At 36.8% G+C, this 17,880-nt stretch carries 8 protein-coding genes; 1 reads left to right on the forward strand and 7 read right to left on the reverse strand.

Going from position 1 to position 17,880, the window contains the following annotated elements:
- Positions 1 to 63 precede the first annotated feature (63 nt).
- The 7 genes from EV144_RS16285 to EV144_RS16315 form a co-directional block, all read right to left on the reverse strand.
- The gene (locus tag EV144_RS16285) at positions 64 to 2,487 is read right to left on the reverse strand and encodes a sugar-binding domain-containing protein (RefSeq protein ID WP_134150228.1); all 2,424 of its coding nucleotides are present in this window, start codon (positions 2,485 to 2,487) and stop codon (positions 64 to 66) included.
- Between the two features lie 237 nt (positions 2,488 to 2,724).
- Complete coding sequence (locus EV144_RS16290; protein ID WP_134150229.1) at positions 2,725 to 4,311, reverse strand: glycoside hydrolase; 1,587 nt, start codon at positions 4,309 to 4,311, stop codon at positions 2,725 to 2,727.
- Between the two features lie 126 nt (positions 4,312 to 4,437).
- On the reverse strand, positions 4,438 to 6,078 hold the full coding sequence (locus EV144_RS16295; protein ID WP_134150230.1) for a glycoside hydrolase: 1,641 nt from the start codon (positions 6,076 to 6,078) through the stop codon (positions 4,438 to 4,440).
- 1 nt (position 6,079) lies between these two features.
- On the reverse strand, positions 6,080 to 7,681 hold the full coding sequence (locus EV144_RS16300) for a RagB/SusD family nutrient uptake outer membrane protein (RefSeq protein ID WP_134150231.1): 1,602 nt from the start codon (positions 7,679 to 7,681) through the stop codon (positions 6,080 to 6,082).
- 11 nt (positions 7,682 to 7,692) lie between these two features.
- A complete protein-coding gene (locus EV144_RS16305; protein WP_134150232.1) occupies positions 7,693 to 10,731 on the reverse strand; it encodes a SusC/RagA family TonB-linked outer membrane protein in 3,039 nt (1,012 codons plus the stop codon).
- 47 nt (positions 10,732 to 10,778) lie between these two features.
- Entirely contained in the window at positions 10,779 to 12,176 is a 1,398-nt protein-coding gene (locus EV144_RS16310; protein WP_134150233.1) for a hypothetical protein, read from the reverse strand.
- A 795-nt stretch (positions 12,177 to 12,971) separates the two neighbouring features.
- Positions 12,972 to 17,021 (reverse strand): hybrid sensor histidine kinase/response regulator transcription factor, encoded by a 4,050-nt coding sequence (locus tag EV144_RS16315; RefSeq protein ID WP_134150234.1) that lies wholly within the window; start codon positions 17,019 to 17,021, stop codon positions 12,972 to 12,974.
- Between the two features lie 258 nt (positions 17,022 to 17,279).
- Between EV144_RS16315 and EV144_RS16320 the strand changes: the two genes are divergently transcribed.
- On the forward strand, positions 17,280 to 17,834 hold the full coding sequence (locus tag EV144_RS16320; protein WP_134150235.1) for a nucleotidyltransferase family protein: 555 nt from the start codon (positions 17,280 to 17,282) through the stop codon (positions 17,832 to 17,834).
- The last annotated feature ends 46 nt before the right edge of the window (positions 17,835 to 17,880 follow it).

Here is a 17,880-nt window from a genome sequence, read left to right on the forward strand (position 1 = left end):
ATATAATTAGACCTGACACGTTTAAAAACTTGTCAGGTCTGAAATCTTGCAAAATTCTTTAGCTTATTTTACATTAATTGTAACCTCAACCGGTTTTAACCATTGGCTTGTAAAAGTAACTTTTATAGGTGCTGTCGAATCTCCGTTTGACTGAATATATGCCGCAATATGTCCGTGGAAAACACGCTGCACATTGTCTGTATAATCAGTCATGTCGCTGTTGTTTCCGGCTTCCAGTCCTAATAAAGTTCCCGAACCTTGAATACTACAGGTAATTTCATTGTCTGAAAGCATTACAGGAAGTCCGTTTTGATCTTTTACCTGAACCATGATTTTGGCAACGCCTTTATCTTTTGCAATCGTGATGTCTTTGTCTGCAATTGTCAATTCTACTGGTTGTTGTGTCGAATTAATTGCATAACGGCTTACTTCTTTGTCGTTTGCATCTAAACCAATTGCTTCTAATTTTCCAGATGTAAATGGAATATCCCAATAAATGATTCCTGTTTTTTGGTCGTATAATTTAGTTTCTCCAATCACTTTTCCGTTTAATTCTAAACGTGCTTTTGCTGCGTTGGTATAACAAACTACACGAATTTTTTGTCCAGCTTCGTAATTCCAGATTGCCCACGCATCTTTAGAAATGTCTTTTTCATTTTTTAATGGATAAGTTCCAATATATACCATTGGTTTTTCTGACCATAATGACTGACGGAAATATCCTCTTGGCTTGATTACGCCTGCAAAATCTACTAATCCGGAATAAAATCCTCTTGAAGGCCATCTTCCTGATTCTCCTAAATAATCAATTCCGGTCCATAAAAATTGTCCGAAGATGAATTTGTTGTTTTTTACGGCTAGCCACGGATCCATATCGTGAACATTTTCACTTCCAAAGATTACTCGGTTTGGATATTTTTCGTGATCTGATTGGTATTTGCTTTCGGTATAATTGTATCCTGTAATGTCTAAGGCACCCGGATATTCCGTTTCGTTAGACATCGCAACTCCGGCTAAACCTGCAGTTGTCGGGCGTGATTTGTCGTATTTTTTTACGGCTGCAACCAAACGTTTTGCAATAGCTCCCAAACGCATGGCATCTGGCGCATCTTTTTTGTAACCGCCGTATGCTGCTTGTCCGAAACCGTCTTTTCCTTTGTCCAGAACTGGATGCGAATACGGATCGTTTGGATAATCTACTTCGTTACCAATACTCCAGCCAAAAACAGAAAGATGATTTCTATCGCGGCGTACAAAGTCTTCTAAATCTTTTTCTCCCCAATTGGCAAAAATATCAAACGAACCTTCAAATCCCGGAGTTCCGTAATTCCAGCCTTCCAGCCATTTGCGTTTTGGAAATTCCCATTCGTCATATGCTTCGTTTAAAACCAATAATCCTAATTCGTCACAAAGTTCATAAAAGTCGGGCGCTTGCGGATTATGACTTGTACGAATGGCATTTACTCCTATTTCTTTTAATGTTTTCAATCTTGTTTTCCAAACTTCTCTAGGCACTGCAGAACCTAAAACTCCGGCATCGTGGTGCAGACAAACACCTTTCATTTTCATTCCTTTTCCGTTTAATGAAAAACCATTATTTGGGTCGAATGTAAAAGTTCTGAAACCAGTTTGTGTTACAGTTTGGTCAATTTGTTTTCCGTCTTTTAAAACAGTTGTTTTTAGCTGATATAAATTTGGATTGTCTAAATCCCATAATTGTGGATTTTTGACATTTAATTTAGCAGCAATTTTTCCGTTTTGATTTCCGGCAACTTCTACTTTATTGGTTGCTTTTGCTACTGATTTTCCGTCTTTTGAGAAAAGTTCGTTTACAACAGTAAGACTTGTTTTTGCTTTTGATCCGTTTTCTACATCAACCTCAACATTTAAAGTTCCGTTTCCTTTATTTACTTCTGGATATGCATAAACTCCCCATTGCGCAATGTGAACAGGATTTGAATATACCAACCATACATTTCTATAAATTCCAGAACCGGTGTACCATCTTGAATCGGCGCTTTGACTGTGGTCTACTTTTACGGAAATCGTATTTTCTCCTCCAAATTTTACAAACTCAGTCGCATCATAAGCAAATGAAATATAACCGTTTGGACGTTTTCCTAACGAATGTCCGTTGATGAAAACTTCGCTTCTGTTGTAAACGCCTTCAAAATATAGATATACTTTTTCGCCGCTTTTACTTTGCGGAATATTGATTGCTTTTCTGTACCAGGCAATTCCGCCCGGAAGATAACCTGTGCAACTCGCTAAAGTTGGACTCAATTGTCCTTTTACGCTCCAGTCGTGCGGCACGTTTACAGACTGCCATTTGCTGTCGTCGAATGTTCCGTTTTGCGCGTCAGGTGTATCTTGCAAATTGAATTTCCAGTTGTTATTTATTTTTTGTGAATCTCCAAATGATATCTGGCTGAATGCCGACATGCAGGAGAAGAGAAGTACGGGTAGAATGATTTTTTTTCTAAACATTTTTTTTTAGGTGCTAAGTTGCTGAGATTCTAAGGTTCTGAGCTATTTGTTATTGTGTTTATTTTTGTTTTAGGTTTCAGGTTTCAGGTTCTCCGTTGCGGGGCTTCGACTTCGCTCAGCCTGACAAATCTATTTAGCCAGACAAAAACGACTATCAATGTCTTCCTGAGCGAAGTCGAAGCCCCGCATTTCAAACTTGAAACTTGAAACCTAAAACCTGAAACAAAAAACTAAAAACTAAAACTGAAGTTCCCCCACAAAAGTTACTATTGATTTTTCCGGGATTTCTAAATTATCTGCTTTTTGAATTTCGCTTCTTTTTAAGTTTGAATTTTCTGCTGTAATATAAGGCGTTAATTCGTTGTTTTTCAGTTGTCCTTTTAATAAATTGAATTTATATTTCTGATTGTCTTTTCCGCAGTTTACGGCTACTATGATCAGTTTTTTATTGGCTGTATCTTTGTAGGCGGTCAACATTACATCATTCGCGGCAGCGGCTTCATCTTGGTTTGGAACATCTACTCTCAACATTCCGGGACGTACAAACAAGGAATAATTTCCTAATGCCCAAAGCAGTTTAGAATCGTGAAACTGACCATCGTTTCTAACGTAATTGGGTTCTGTTCCGCCGTTGCTTTTTCCATCGTCCAGATAAATTAATCCGTCTTTGTAATCTACTCTTGTTAAGGATGTCCACCATTGCCATGAAGCTGCGTTGGCAACTGCAATATCATTGTGAATTAATCTTGCTACAAAAAGTGCGGTCTGCATTCCTAAGTCTCTTTCGCCTCCAGAGCCGCCGGGAATCTCTGCTTCTCCGGGGTTTTCTAAAATACAATATTCAGACTGCCAGTATTTTAATCCCGGTTTTTGCTTTATTTCTGCAGCGATTAATTTTCTGCTCAAAACTTGTTTGTCAACTGGCCAAGTCGTAAAATAGCTGTGTCCTAAAATGACATTTTTTACGTTTGGAAGTTTCGAAATATTGGTTTTGGTTTTTCCGAAGAAATAATCGATTTGATTGTCACGGTTTTCGCCATTTACATTTTCATACAAATAATTGATTTGTGCCGCTTCTGCAACTACAATTTCGGTACTCATTTTATTCGCTTTCAGTTTGTCTGAAAGTGCTTTGGTTACCTCGTAAATTTCCTGATTCGTGGCCGGCGTTCCTTCCTGACTGTTGGTTCCGTTGTTACCCGCCATCCATTCCCATTGCGGCTCGTTTAATGGACTTACATACTCGAATTTGATTCCTTCTTTTTTCTCTAATCCCTGAATACTTTGAACTAAGAAATCGGCAAATTTTGGAATTGCGCCATCTTTTAGATTCAGTTTATTCTTTTGAGAGGAAAAAGCTAATCCGTTGTTTGTCATATAAACGGGCGGACTATTGGTGAATATCAGGAATTTTTCGACGCCGCGTTTTTTAGCTGCCTGTAAAAACCATCTTTGACCTTCTTGTTTGGAAAAATCGTAAGTTCCGTCGGCATTTAGGAAACATTCACTTCTTCTCCATTCGTCAGATACTTTGCTGTTTTCTCCTTGTTCTGTACTTCCTGCACCGAGATTAAATCTCCAGATAGAAAGTCCGATTCCTTTTGGATTTCCTTGTGCATCAATTTCTTTGCTAAATAATAAATCGGCAATGGCGTTTCTTTTTTGCTCAGGCCAGTTTTTGCCGACAAACTGTATTCTCCAAGCATCAGAACCTCCAAAACCATCCATTGTCTGGACTACATGATCTGTGTTGATGCTAATGGTTCGCTGCGCAAATGTCAGGGAAGTTGTGAGCAGTAAAAGCGAGATGTATATTTTTCTCATTATTTATTATTCATGTTTTAATTTAACCGCAAAGAGCGCAAGGGTTTCGCAAGGGTCGCAAAGTTTAATTCAAGCTTTGCGAACCTTGCGTTTTTTCTTTGTGAACTTTGCGGTTAATTTTTACTATTACTTATACATTCCAACATAAGTTACTACTGACTTTGCAGGAATTTCAAAACTTGCTGCATCTACAGCAGTTCCTTTTTTCAAACTTAAAGTTTCAGAAGTAGTGTATGGTGTAAATTTATTGTCTATTAATGCTCCGCCAGAAAGGTTTAGTTTGTATGTTTTTGCCGAATTATTCATGTTTACAGCTACAATTACTAACTTTTTTGCTGTGGCGTCTTTGTACGCTGTCAGCATTACACCTGTTGTTGCAGCTGCGTTGTCAATTTCTGGAATTACCACTCTTACCATTCCCGGTTTTACGAAGAATGAAAAGTTTCCTAAAGCCCAAAGTGTTTTGGCATCTCTGATGTATCCGTCGTTTTTACAATAATTGGCATCTCCGGCTCCTTTGCTATTACCATCGTCTACGTGAACTAAACCGTCTTTGTAATCACCACGGCTAACTGCTGTCCACCATTGCCAGGAAGTAACACCTCCAATAGCAATATCTGAACTGATAATACGAGCGGTCCATAAAGCGGTCTGCATTCCCAAATCTCTTCCCGGTCCTGCTCCACCCGGAAGTTCTGCTGTTCCCGGAGCTTCTAAAATACTATATTCTGACGACCAAAGACTAACTCCACCGACTGACTGAATTCTTGATGCTGCATCTTGTCTTGACGAAATCAAAGTACTTAAAGGCCAAGCCTGCCAGTAGCTGTGTCCTGAAATGGTTTTCTTTACATTACTTAAACTGGCAATATTTTTAGCCGAATTTGCTGCAAAGAAATAATCGATTTGATTGGATCTGCTTTCTTTTCCTACTACTGTTTTGTACAACGATTCGTAAGACCCGGCTTCTCCAACTACAATTTGAGATTCTAATCCTTTTGCTTTTAGTTTTGGCGAAAGCACATTCACGAAAGTGTAAATATTAGCATTTGTTGCCGGAGAACCTTCTTGTCCGCTTCCGTCCCACTCGTATTGCGGTTCGTTAAACGGACTTACGTAATCTATTGTTAAACCGTGTTCTGATTTTAATTTTTCTAAAGATGTTGTCCAGAAATCTGCCAGTTCTGGCATTTTTCCGTCTTTTAGATTGTAGAATTCTTTTATTGTTGCGTGCGCTTTTCCGTTTTGGGTTAAGTACACTGGAGCACTATTCGTGAAAGCTAATAATTTAGAAACGCCGCGCGCTCTTGCTGCTTTCATAAACCAAACCTGCCCCGATTGTTTGTTCATATCGTACGTAACTCCGTTTGTGGTAAAACATTCGGTACGTCTCCATTCGTCTGTAATATCACTTGCGTCGCCTTGCTCTGTACTTCCAGCACCAAGATTAAAGCGCCATAACGAAAGTCCGATTCCTTTTGGATTTCCGTCTGCATCGACTTCATTGCTGAATAATAAATCGGCGATTTTATTTCTTTTTTCTAAAGGCCAATTTTTTCCAATGAAGTTACACTGCCAGGCATCAGATGCACCAAAGCTTTCCATCGTTTGAAGGTTCATATCCAGATTTACTTTTAGCTCTGTTACTGCCGAATTTTCTGTATTTGAAGTATTTGAATTTTCAGATTCACAGCCAACTAAAAAAGTGTTGGCGAAAAGCAAGCCTGCACACAGCAGACTTACTTTATTGTTGTTTATAAATTTCATTTTAATAACCAGGATTTTGTTTGATTAGTCCGCCACTCAAATCGATTTCTAATTGTGGAATTGGCCACAAAAGGTTTTTAGCAGGGTTAAAATTGATTCCTTTATCCTGAGATTCTCTTGTATTCGTAGTTTCGTACGGATCTGTCGAACTTAAATTATATTGCACAAAAGTTCCGTTTGGTCCCATTAAGGTTTCGATTACAGGTTTTCCTGTTGTTGGGTCTTTTTCACGACGAATATCGTATAAACGTAATCCTTCAAAAGCTAATTCTAAACGACGCTCTTTGTAAATTTGTTTTAGAAGTGTTGCTCCTGACAAATTTGTTTTTGGCTCTAATTGTACACGCGCTCTGATAATATTAATATCTGCCAATGCGTCTCCGCTTGTATGATAGCTTGCTTCTGCTCTCGTTAAATACATTTCTGCTAAACGGATCAACGGAATGTTTAATGGTAAGTGTCCGTCTTTTTTGTCTAATGCGCGGCGTGTTGCTATCGGAATATAATATTTACGACAGATACGTCCTGATTTGTTATCGCTTAAACTGAATTTGTGCGTTGGATTTAAAACCTCATCTCCGTAAGCTGCTTCTCCCCATTTTGTAATGGTGCTTCTACGACGAACAACATCATTTTCTGAAAGATAGGCATTTTCTAAATCACTTGTTGGCATACACCATCCCCATCCGTCAAGAACATCTTGTGCGTCGTTGCTTGGGAAGTTTTTCTTGTCTTCGCCTCTTGCTCCAGATAAAGTTGGCAGCATTGACCCTAAGTTTTTGTCCTGTACATCTGAAGATTGTGCTTCCAGAATAGATTCTACACCATTATGATTGTTTACATTCCAGATGTTTAAGAAATTGGTTTCTAATGTAAATGGTCCTTCTGTGATTACTTTGTTGGAATAGGTTTTTGCTTCTGCCCATTTTTCCTGAAACAATGATACACGAGCTAATAACGCGTAAGCTGCCCATTTGTTGATTCTTCCGTTTCTTGCTGCTGGTATGTTTTCTAGTTTTGTGGCCGATTCTTTAAGATCGGCTTCTATTTGTGCGTACACTTCTTCGGCTGTACTGCGCTGTAATTTTAAATCTGCTGTTCCAAGTGAAGTGGTATATAATGGTACTCCTCCAAAAAGATTTACTAATTCGTAATAACAATAAGCACGAACGAATAACGATTCTCCTATATATTGATTTTTTTGAGCATCGGTAATGGGTGATGCTGCTATTCTCTCTAAACCAATATTTGCAGATTGTATGGTGTAAAAATGAGCCGTATAAGCACTATTCATATCTCCCATATTGTCTGGTGTTATCAGATATTGAGACGACGGTCTGTGGGCAGAGTTATCTTGTCCCGTGTTTCCCATCCAGGCATCATCTGTTGCCATTTCGTTGGTTACTCTTGGTGCAACTAAAGCGTACCAATCGTTCGGAATTAATAATCTGCGTGTTAATTCGTTTACATAATTTTCGCATTCCTGAGCGGTTTGAAAGTAGTTTTCTATGGTCTGAACTCCTCTTTCGTCTTTTTCGATAAAATCACTGCAAGAAACTGTTACTGCAGCAAAAGCTAGTATTGATACTAATATTTTTTTCATTTTTCTTACTATTAAAATGCTACATTAAGACCTAATAAAATTGTTGGCTGTACTGGGTAGTTCCATCCTCCAAAACCTGAACCTTTTACTCTGTCTCCATCATCAGGATTTCCTCCTCCAACTTCCGGATCAACACCAGAATAGTTTGTCCATGTCCATAAATTTTGGCCTGATAGTGATATTCTCAATTTGTCTAAACCAAATTGGTTGTAAAATGAATAGCCAAGCTGTAAGTTTTTCATGCGCACAAAAGAACCGTCTTCAACATAAAAAGAAGAGAATTTGGTAAAGTTTTCGTTATTATCGTCTTTAGATAAACGCGGTACATAATTAGAAGTTCCTTCTCCGTGCCACGCCATTTGGTCTAAACCGTTTACTTTGTTGGTTAAACTCGCTCCGTTATACAAATCTGAAATGTTTTGATTTACAATATCATTTCCGATGCTTGAATAAAAATTGGCTACTAAATCAAATTGCTTGTAAGCAAATGTCAAATTCAGACCAACATTATAATCTGCCCAAGGCGAACCAATTTTTGTTCTGTCTTTGTCGTCTAATTTTCCGTCGCCGTTTACATCTTTAAAACGAATATCTCCTACTTGTGCATAAGGCTGTAATTTTGTTCCGTTATTGTCTGTATGAGAATTTAATTCGGTTTGGTTCTGGAATAATCCATCAGCAACATATCCGTAGAAATAGCCTGGCTCTTCTCCTTTTACTGTTAATGTTCTGTTTCCAGATCCGTAAAGTCTTTCTCCTTCAGAAGATAAAGACAACATTTCGACATCAACAGTTGTAAAAGTTACGTCTACACCATAGGTAAAATCTCCTTTTTTATCTTTATAAGAAACCAATAAATCGATTCCTTTTGACTGCATTGAACCTACATTTGTCCAGATTGTAGAATAGTTTGGAAAACCGCTGTAAGTTGGAAATTGTTTTACAAACAACATATCTTCTGTCTTTTTCTGGTAATATTCTAAAGATCCGGTTAGTTTGTTTTTCCATAATCCGAAATCAATACCAAAACTCATATCTTCTACGGTTTCCCATTTAATGTCTTTGTTTGCCATACTAGACGGGAACGAAGTATCGGCTGTAACACCGCCAATTGGATAAAATCCGTGTCCGATATTAGACTGATAAACGGCAGTTGGCAAACCTTGATTTCCTACTTTACCCCAGCCTGCTCTAAATCTCAAATCACTTAAAACACCTTTTGTAGACTCCATAAAACCTTCGTTAAGAATTCTCCATGAAACTGATGCTGAAGGGAAATTTGCCCATTTGTTGTTCTGCATAAATTTTGAAGAACCGTCACGTCTAAATGTTCCTGTAAAATAATATTTACCATCGTAGTTATAAGAAAGACGGGAAATATAAGATAGTAAAGAACTTGACCAGCTTGTACCGCTGCTGTTTCTGTTTTTTGTAGCTGCACTCACTTCTCGCATCGATTCTGAGTTGTTTGGCACTCCTTCTCCATAACCCCAAACATCATTGGCATTGTATTCTTCCATAGTAGAACCTACCATTAAACTTGCATTGTGTTTTGCTGCAAATACTTTAGAATACGTTGCTGTAGTCTGCCAAGTCCAGTCGGCATTTGTAGTCGCTCTTCTTTCTACGCTGTTGATTTCTGCTTTTTCGTGAGCAGCATCAATTATAAAATCGGGTCTAAAGATACTTTGCACTTTATTACCCACTTCTATAGATCCTTGCGTACGAATTACTAAACCTTTTATTGGTATGTATTGCAAATATCCGTTTGTGTTTAGGTTGTATTGTTTGGTGTAATCGTCGTATCTTTTTACGGCTGCAACGGGATTCCAAACATACGATGGAGAACGCGCATAGATGCTGTATTCATTTTCTAAACCCGTTAATTGATCTGCTAGTTTGTAAATTGGCGTAATTGGATCGATTTTATCAAAATCTGCAAAATTGCTAGGTCCGCCCCATTTTTCATAACGTGGGTTTAAGGTGATTCCTGCAGAAAATTTATCAGAGAATTTATAATCGTTATTGATTCTCATTGTGATTCTTTCCCAGCCTCCAACTTCATACATTGATTCTTCATCATAGTAATTTAAGCTTACTGCAAAAGTGTGTTTATCTGTACCTCCGGAAACTCCCAAAGAAGCATTTGTTACAGGGCTTCCGCCTCTAATTCCGGCTTTCCACCAATCGGTAGTTTTTCCTTGGTATTGCGATGGATTTGGCAGATAATCGGCATAACCAGAATTGTTATACGCCTTATTCATAATTGTGGCATAACCTACAGCATCGGCCATATTATATGGGTTTTCCATGATTTTAAAACCCGAACTGGTATCAAAATTAAATCTTGTTTTTCCGGCTTTTCCTTTTTTAGTGGTAATCAAAATAACTCCATTTGAGGCACGAGAACCGTAGATTGCACTTGCAGAAGCATCTTTCAAAACCTCCATAGATTCGATCTCGTTGTTGCTCAAAAAGTTGATACTTGTTCCCATCGGAATTCCATCTACTACATAAAGCGGTGCTGTATCTAGATTTACGGTAGAAATACCACGGATTAAAACTCTTGGCTGTGCTCCCGGCCCGCCTTGTCCCGTTACCTGAACTCCCGCAACTTTTCCCTGCAAAGATTCTGTAACGTTACCAACCGTCATAGTTTGAAGTTCTTTTCCTTTTATGGAAGAAATCGAACTGGTTACATCGCTCTTTTTTACGGCTGCATAACCTACAACTACAATTTCATCCAGAGCCTGACTGGATTCTTCCATCACCACATTAATTTGTGTCTGATTTCCAACGGTTATTAATTTATTGGTAAAACCAACAAACGAAAACTCAAGCTGCGCATTTGTATTCGGAACGTTGATTTCGTACTTTCCATCAAAATCTGTTGCTGCATTAGCGCTTGTTCCTTTTACCACTATGTTTACTCCCGGAATTGGTACATTGGTTTTGTCCTTAACAGTACCTTTTATTTTTACTTGTCCAAACGACACAGCAGTGCACATTATGGCAATTAAAAATCCTATATATTTATATTTATATTTCATATTAAGATGTTTTATTTTTTAAAATGGTATAACAAAATGATAATCCATTATTTTTTTGTTATAAATACTCTTTCCAACTCGGTATCCAGAACTACTTTGTAAACTCCCGGCGCTGCAGGATATTTAGCGTTGCCATTTTCGCCTGGCGACATGGTAGCAATTCCGTTTTTGATTAATCTCCACGAAGGATCCCACCATTGACCAGTAAAAGTCGCTTCTAAAGTTCCCGTAAGCGTATATTCTCCAACCAATTGATACGGATTACTTGCATTGTTTGCTAAATGGAGTTCTGTATGTGTCCAGGCGTCCCAGGTATCCCAGGTTGCACCTTGGATTCCGCCTCCACATACACTAACAAAAGGTTTTCTAAGTGCTGCATCGTCATGCCATAATCCGTTGGCGATATTCGCCCATACTTTGCTAGACGGTGTATATTTTGTTGCAGTATATTTTAAGGTGTTTGGATTTACTTTAATTACATAATATCCTTTTGTTGGTAAAATAATTGGCGTTCCAGCAACATCATCCACCAATTCGCCGGCAGGATTTAAACCAAAACAGTGTGGTGCAAAATCAGATTCCTGACCTAAGAAATACACTTCTTTATTGTCTTTATCTGCATAATATTTGAATGTAAAATCTTGTCCGTCTTTTTCGTGAAAATACATCGGAACTCCAACCGCATCTGTTGTAAGACTTGTGCCTTTTGGCTGATCGCACAGATAAATTGCCGGATATTCGTTTGTTGCTACAATATTTACATTTAAACTTCCTGTATTTGGAATCGCAAATTTGTCTTTTGCTGTAATTGTCAATACGTAATCTGCAGCGGTTACGGGCAGTGTATAGGTTTTATTGAAAGTATACGATTGAGGTGAACCTGTTAATTGAACGGTTTCATTAATACCAAGAGCGTCACATTTTACTTGTACAAAATCAATTCCTGAATCGTCGTTTACAACAAAATTTACCGGCATTTGATTGCTTGTAGATAACAAGATAACAGCGCCTTCTTTTGGTGTAACCATAGTGATTGACGGCGCAGCAAATTCTCCGTCTAAACGCAGATTGATCTCTTCGTCTACAGCATTTCCTGAAACGTCTGTTGTTGTTAGTTTTATTTTGAATGCTTCTGAAGTTCCTCGATTAGCCGGAATTTCAAAGAAGTAATCTAAATCATAAGTTTTAAGTAAAGGATCTGAGGCAAACGTGATTAGTTTGTCCAGAGATAATTCCGGAATTTGAATTCGTACACTCTTTAATCCTAAGTCATCGGCAAGAGCGGCTTTAATTTCAAATTTTCTACTTGGTGCACCGTAAATTTCTTTGGTCGATACTACTACCGTAGGGTTATCAGAACTAGGAAATCCTGATTCGTTATTTTGACATCCGGTAAAAAGGACGGCAAAAAGGGCAAGAAAAAATAAAAATACATTTTTTTTCATTTCTTTAATTTTAGAGGTTAGGTCAGTTAGTTTGTAATAAGTTGTAATAATATGCAGGTTATTTTCGGTTTGCTTGCTGCATTTATGAGGCACAATACAGCGGGCAGTAAATTGGTTTATGTGGTCATTTTCATAAGAGTTTGGTTGGGTTAATGGTTAGTTACTTTTTTCTTTTTTTATATTCCTTGATTTCTAGACTTTCTTAAAACGTGTTTATTTTTATTATAACCCGCAGTTTTTACACTGCGGGTTTGATAAGTAATCTGTAAAACCAACTCTTACTATTATCTCTTACAGAAGGCTCAATTCTTTAAGAGATAAAACTTATCTGAAATAATAAACACTTATGTGGTACACAGTAAACATGACTAACATTTCTATCACCATGAGTGCAAAGTAATGTCTAGTTTAAAGTTTCAAGGAGGGGTAAAATGGAAAAAAAAGGAGGTCAAAATGGTAATTAACTATTATTTTAGAATTAAAATTACTTAGTATGAAAAAATAATGTCAATTTTTTACACAATACGCAATTATTGATTTAAGTAGAAGATTTCTATTTTAACACATAGGAACATAGCTTTTTGAAATCTATTTAGAGGCGTTTCACTTATTGCAAAACACATAGAAAATGAGATATTTTGACGCGGATTAGACGGATTCGTTATCACGAAGACGCAGATTTACACGGATTTTTTTAAATGGTAAACAAATCCGTTTTTATCAGCGTTTTTGCGGAGCAAATCTATTTTATCAGCGTTCAATATGCACAAACTTAATTACATCAAACGATAGTAATTATTTAATGATATTCAAATCTGAATTAAAAGAGCTTTTATACTTTTTGATGTATTCTGAAGGCGTCATTCCAAAGAGTTTTACAAACTGCTGTCTGAAATATTTTGGATCTTCAAAACCTACTTCTGCACTTGCTTGTGTAATATTAATGTCTTCTGTAAGCATTAACATGGCAGCTCTTCGAATACGAACTGAACGTATAAAAGCATTTAAAGTCTGACCGGAAATGATTTTAATTTTGGTGTACAACGTTCTGTGGCTCATTCCCATCTCTATGGCAAAGTTTTTTATCGTAAAATCTCTTTTGTGAATGTTGGCTTCGACAATATCAATACATCTTTTTAAGATTTCCTGATATTCTACAGGAACTTTCTGCGTGTTTTCTTTTAAGGTAATGCTGTCTAAGAAATAGGTTCGCAGATTGCTTCGGTTTCTTAAAAGCGATTCTACACGCGCCATCAAAATATCATCGTCAAAAGGTTTTGTGATGTAATCGTCGGCGCCATCGCTAATTCCCTGCAGGTGTGTTTCCGGATTTTGAGATGCCGTAAGTAAGATTACCGGAATATGAGATAAAGCGCTGTTTTCTTTAATTTTTCGACACAATTCTAAGCCGTCCATCTGCTCCATAGTAATATCGCTGATGACAAGATCGGGCATATATTTTTTGGTTTGTTTTAAACCTTCTTCTCCATTTTCAGCGCTATAGACAATGTAATTTTCCGAGAACATTTTGATTAAATACGCTCTGATTTCGGCATTATCATCAATAATCAAAACGGTGCGTTTGTCGGTAAGCATTATTTTCTGGAAATCATTTTCTGAAACCGAAATATTTACCAATTGCTGCGGTTCGTCGATTTCATCCATAATCAATTCATCAAACAACTGGCTTCTTTGCGGCAGTTCGTTTGTAATTTCTACATCATCAAAATGCGCATTTCCTTTTAAGAAAGTCAGTTTAAAAGTACTTCCTTTCCCAATTTCACTTTCGCAGCTTACCGTTCCTTTATGTTTATCAACGAAGTATTTTACGATATAAAGTCCGATTCCGAAACCTGTTCCAACCGATACTTTAGAATTTATTTGTTTGAATTTTTCGAAGATTACGTCAATATCTTTCTTTTCGATTCCGTCGCCGTTGTCCGAGATTTCAAGTTGTACTTCATTGTCATTTTCCGTCAATTTAAGATTGATTTCACCACCAATTGGAGTGTACTTAAATGCATTTGACATTAAATTGAATAATGAAATTTCTATTTTCTCATAATCGCCAATGATTACAATTTCGTGTTCCGGAATTTGAAAATGATATTGAATGTTTTTTTCTTTCGCCTGATTGACAAAACATTGATAGACTTCGTTACAAAGATTATTTACATTTATTGGTGATAATCTCAGCGAATCGGCATCATTTTCGGCTTTTCTAAAAAGTAATAACTGATCGACCAGACTCAACAATCGTCTGGCGTTTCTGTGTGCAATTGCCAAATCGCTTCCCGAAGATCCGTTTTCAACATTCTCTTTCTGAACTGCCTTTTTCAGTGGATTTATAATCAGCGAAAGCGGCGTCCTAAATTCATGCGAAATATAAGTAAACATAGACGACTGCTTTTCGGCAATTTCTTTTTCTTTTTTGCTTTCTAATTCTGCAATTTTTACTTTATATTTTAATTTTTCCTTGTTTTTATTGTAATCCAAATACGCAAAAAGCGCACCCGCAATTCCTAATAAATACAATAAATATGCCCACCAGGTTCTGTACCACGGCGGCAGGATTTCAATTGTGATAAGGCTGACTTCTTTGTTCCATCCGCCTTTAAAATTGGTTGTTTTTACTTTAAATGTGTATTTCCCTTCTGTAAGTCGGGCGTAATTTGCTTTTCGGGCTTGACCCACATAATTCCATTGTTCGTCCCAGCCTTCAAGGAAATACGCATAATTTATTTTGTCGGCATTATTATAATCTAAAGCCACAAATTCCAGCGAAAGCGTAGTTTGATCGTAAGGCAGGCTTACTTCTTTTATTTTGCCTGAAAGTTCATCAGATATGATTTCGTTTTTACTTTCTTCAATGGGCTGATTGTTGACATAAAAATCAGTAAGCAGTAAATTATTTTTCTGATTGAATCCTTTTATGGCTTCCGGAAAAAAGATATTAAAACCATTAATTCCTCCAAAAATAAATTCTCCTGTTGATAATTTAATTCCGGCATTAAAACTAAACTGATTGCTTTGAAGTCCGTCGTTTACCGAAAAATTACGAAAGGTTTTGCTTTTTTTATCAAATCGACAGACGCCATTGTAAGTACTCATCCAGAGGTTTCCTTCTTTGTCTTCGAGTAATCGTAAAACGGTGTTTGATGGTAAACCATCGTCGGTTGTCAATCTTTTAAAGGTGTTTGTTTTTCTATCAAATAACAGCAAACCTCCTTCTTGAGTTCCTAACCAAAGATTTTTGTCTTTGTCTTCGTAAATGTATCGAACCGGATTTCCGATGTTTACTTTATTAATTTTATGCGTTGTTTTTTCAATAGAAATCAAACTCGTATAATTGCCGCCCCAAAGTTTTCCGTCGCTCGTTTCCGTTAAACATTGCAGATTATTGACCGATTTATCAAAAAGTGTAAAGGCATTTTTAGCTCTGTCAAAAAGATATAACGAACCTTCGTTTGTGGCACTTGCCCAAATATTAGCTTTAGAATCTTTGTAAACAAACCAAATATTTTTCTCAATCTGTTTCGTAAACGGATTATAACAGGAATATTGAGTTACGGTATTGGTTTTCGGATTGATTTTGTTTACGCCTCCCGCCCAGGTCGAAAGCCAGATTTCATTATTATTATCGCGTACAATACCAGTAATAAATGTACTCGACAATTTATTGCCATAACTTGTATAAGTGTTGTTTTTTCTGTCCCAATATTTTAACCCTGCACCGTCTGTACCAACCCAAAGGTTCTTTTTTTCGTCTTCACAAAAAGACAAAATAAAGTTGTCTGCTGGATCAGCCGCGTTGTATTTTATGGTTTTAAAATACTTTGTCGTATTGCTCAGCATGCTTATACCGCCACGTAAAGTTCCGAACCATTTGTTTCCGGATTTGTCTTCGTATAGGCTCCAAACGGAATTACTTTTTACCAACGGATTACTTTTTAAAGAATTGTACGAAACGACTTTTTTGTCTTTTGCGTTTACTTTATAAATGCCGCAACCGTCGGTTGTAATCCAGAGTTCTTTTTTCTTGTCTAACAAAAGATCAGAAACACTGCATTTTGTGGTAAAATAATTGGTGGAAATAACTCCTGTTTTTATATCAAACAAAAACAATCCTTCGTCTGTTCCCAGCCAGAGATTATTGTCTGCAGCGAGTTTCATCGCTTTGACTTCTAAAGAAAGTGGATAAACGACTTCTAAACTTTTGGATTTATAGTTGAAACGACAAACTCCGATTGTGCGGACATACACCCAGCAAATCTCTTTTATATTGCTCTCCTGAATGGCGATCGCATCGTAATTATTGATGTTGATTTTGTTTCCGAGAACTTTCAACGGGATATGTTTTCCCACAAACGATCCGTTTTCAAAAGCTAATAATCCTAAACTTTGCGAAGCTGTTAAGACTAAATTATCTGAAACAGCGCTTGTTTGGTGAATAATATCTTTTACAACTTTTGCTTTATCATTTCTATCCAAATATCTTGCAGGATGAAATGCCGCGGTAGTTTTATTGTAAATACACAATCCGTTTGAACCTCCAACCCATATATTGTTTTTGGTATCGCCTTCTATATTATAAACGGTATTAAAAGGAAGTGATTTTTTATCGCTGATTCTGTTGCGGAAGACTTTAAAATTATAGCCGTCGTAACGGTTTAATCCGTCGTAAGTTCCGAACCACATATAACCATCATTATCCTGAAATATGGTGGTTACGGAGTTGTTTGACAATCCATCTGATATATCAAGAAATTTTACCGGATATTCCTGAGCCTGCGCTATTAAAGAAAAACCGAGTAAAAAAAGAAGATGTCGTAGAAGTTGTTTCAAAATAAAACGTATTGTAACTTTTTGTAAAATGTTACAATTATAAGGTTATTTTAGAGATATTCCGTCTATATGGGCGACAAAAGTGTGTTTCGCACATTTCTCTATAAGATTTTATCGATTAGTTTTATTTTTTATAAAGTAATCCTTATAAAATAAAATCTATGATTATGATCATTATTGAAACCCGTCAGGTTTAAATACCTCCGAACTTAAAATATATTTTAAATTTGCTTTAGCTTTAAATAAACGCTCCAACAAATGGAATACAGAAACGAATTAATCAGCATTATAGAAGAAGATAAACTACTTATTGAAATTCTGACTATCGTTAAAAATCTAAACTTAAACGATTGCTGGATTGGAGCTGGATTTATAAGAAATAAAGTTTGGGATGTTTTACACAATCAAAAAACAACCGAATTTAATGATATTGATGTGGTCTTTTTTGATGAAACTAATACTTCAATGAATTTAGAAAGCGAAATCGAACAACAGCTTACTGCAATAAATCCAAACTTGAAATGGTCTGTTAAGAATCAGGCGAGAATGCATATTCGCAACCATCATTTACCATATAAGGATAGTGAAAATGCAATTTCGTATTGGCCTGAAACTGCCACAGCTGTTGCTGCAAGATTAAACGTAAATGATGAAATCGAAATTTTGGCGCCTTATGGTTTGAGTGATTTGTTTCATTTAATAATTAGACCTACTCCTAATGTTGATTTGGATGTTTTTAAGGAAAGAGTTTCTGAGAAGCAGTGGGAGAAAAAATGGAAGAGTTTAAGATTAAATAATGAGCCGAATTTCTAAATGGGTAAACTTATCAGGACGATACTGTGCGTTCACGAGCGGGACG

The sequence above is a fragment of the Flavobacterium sp. 270 genome, assembly GCF_004368785.1.
Lineage (GTDB): Bacteria > Bacteroidota > Bacteroidia > Flavobacteriales > Flavobacteriaceae > Flavobacterium.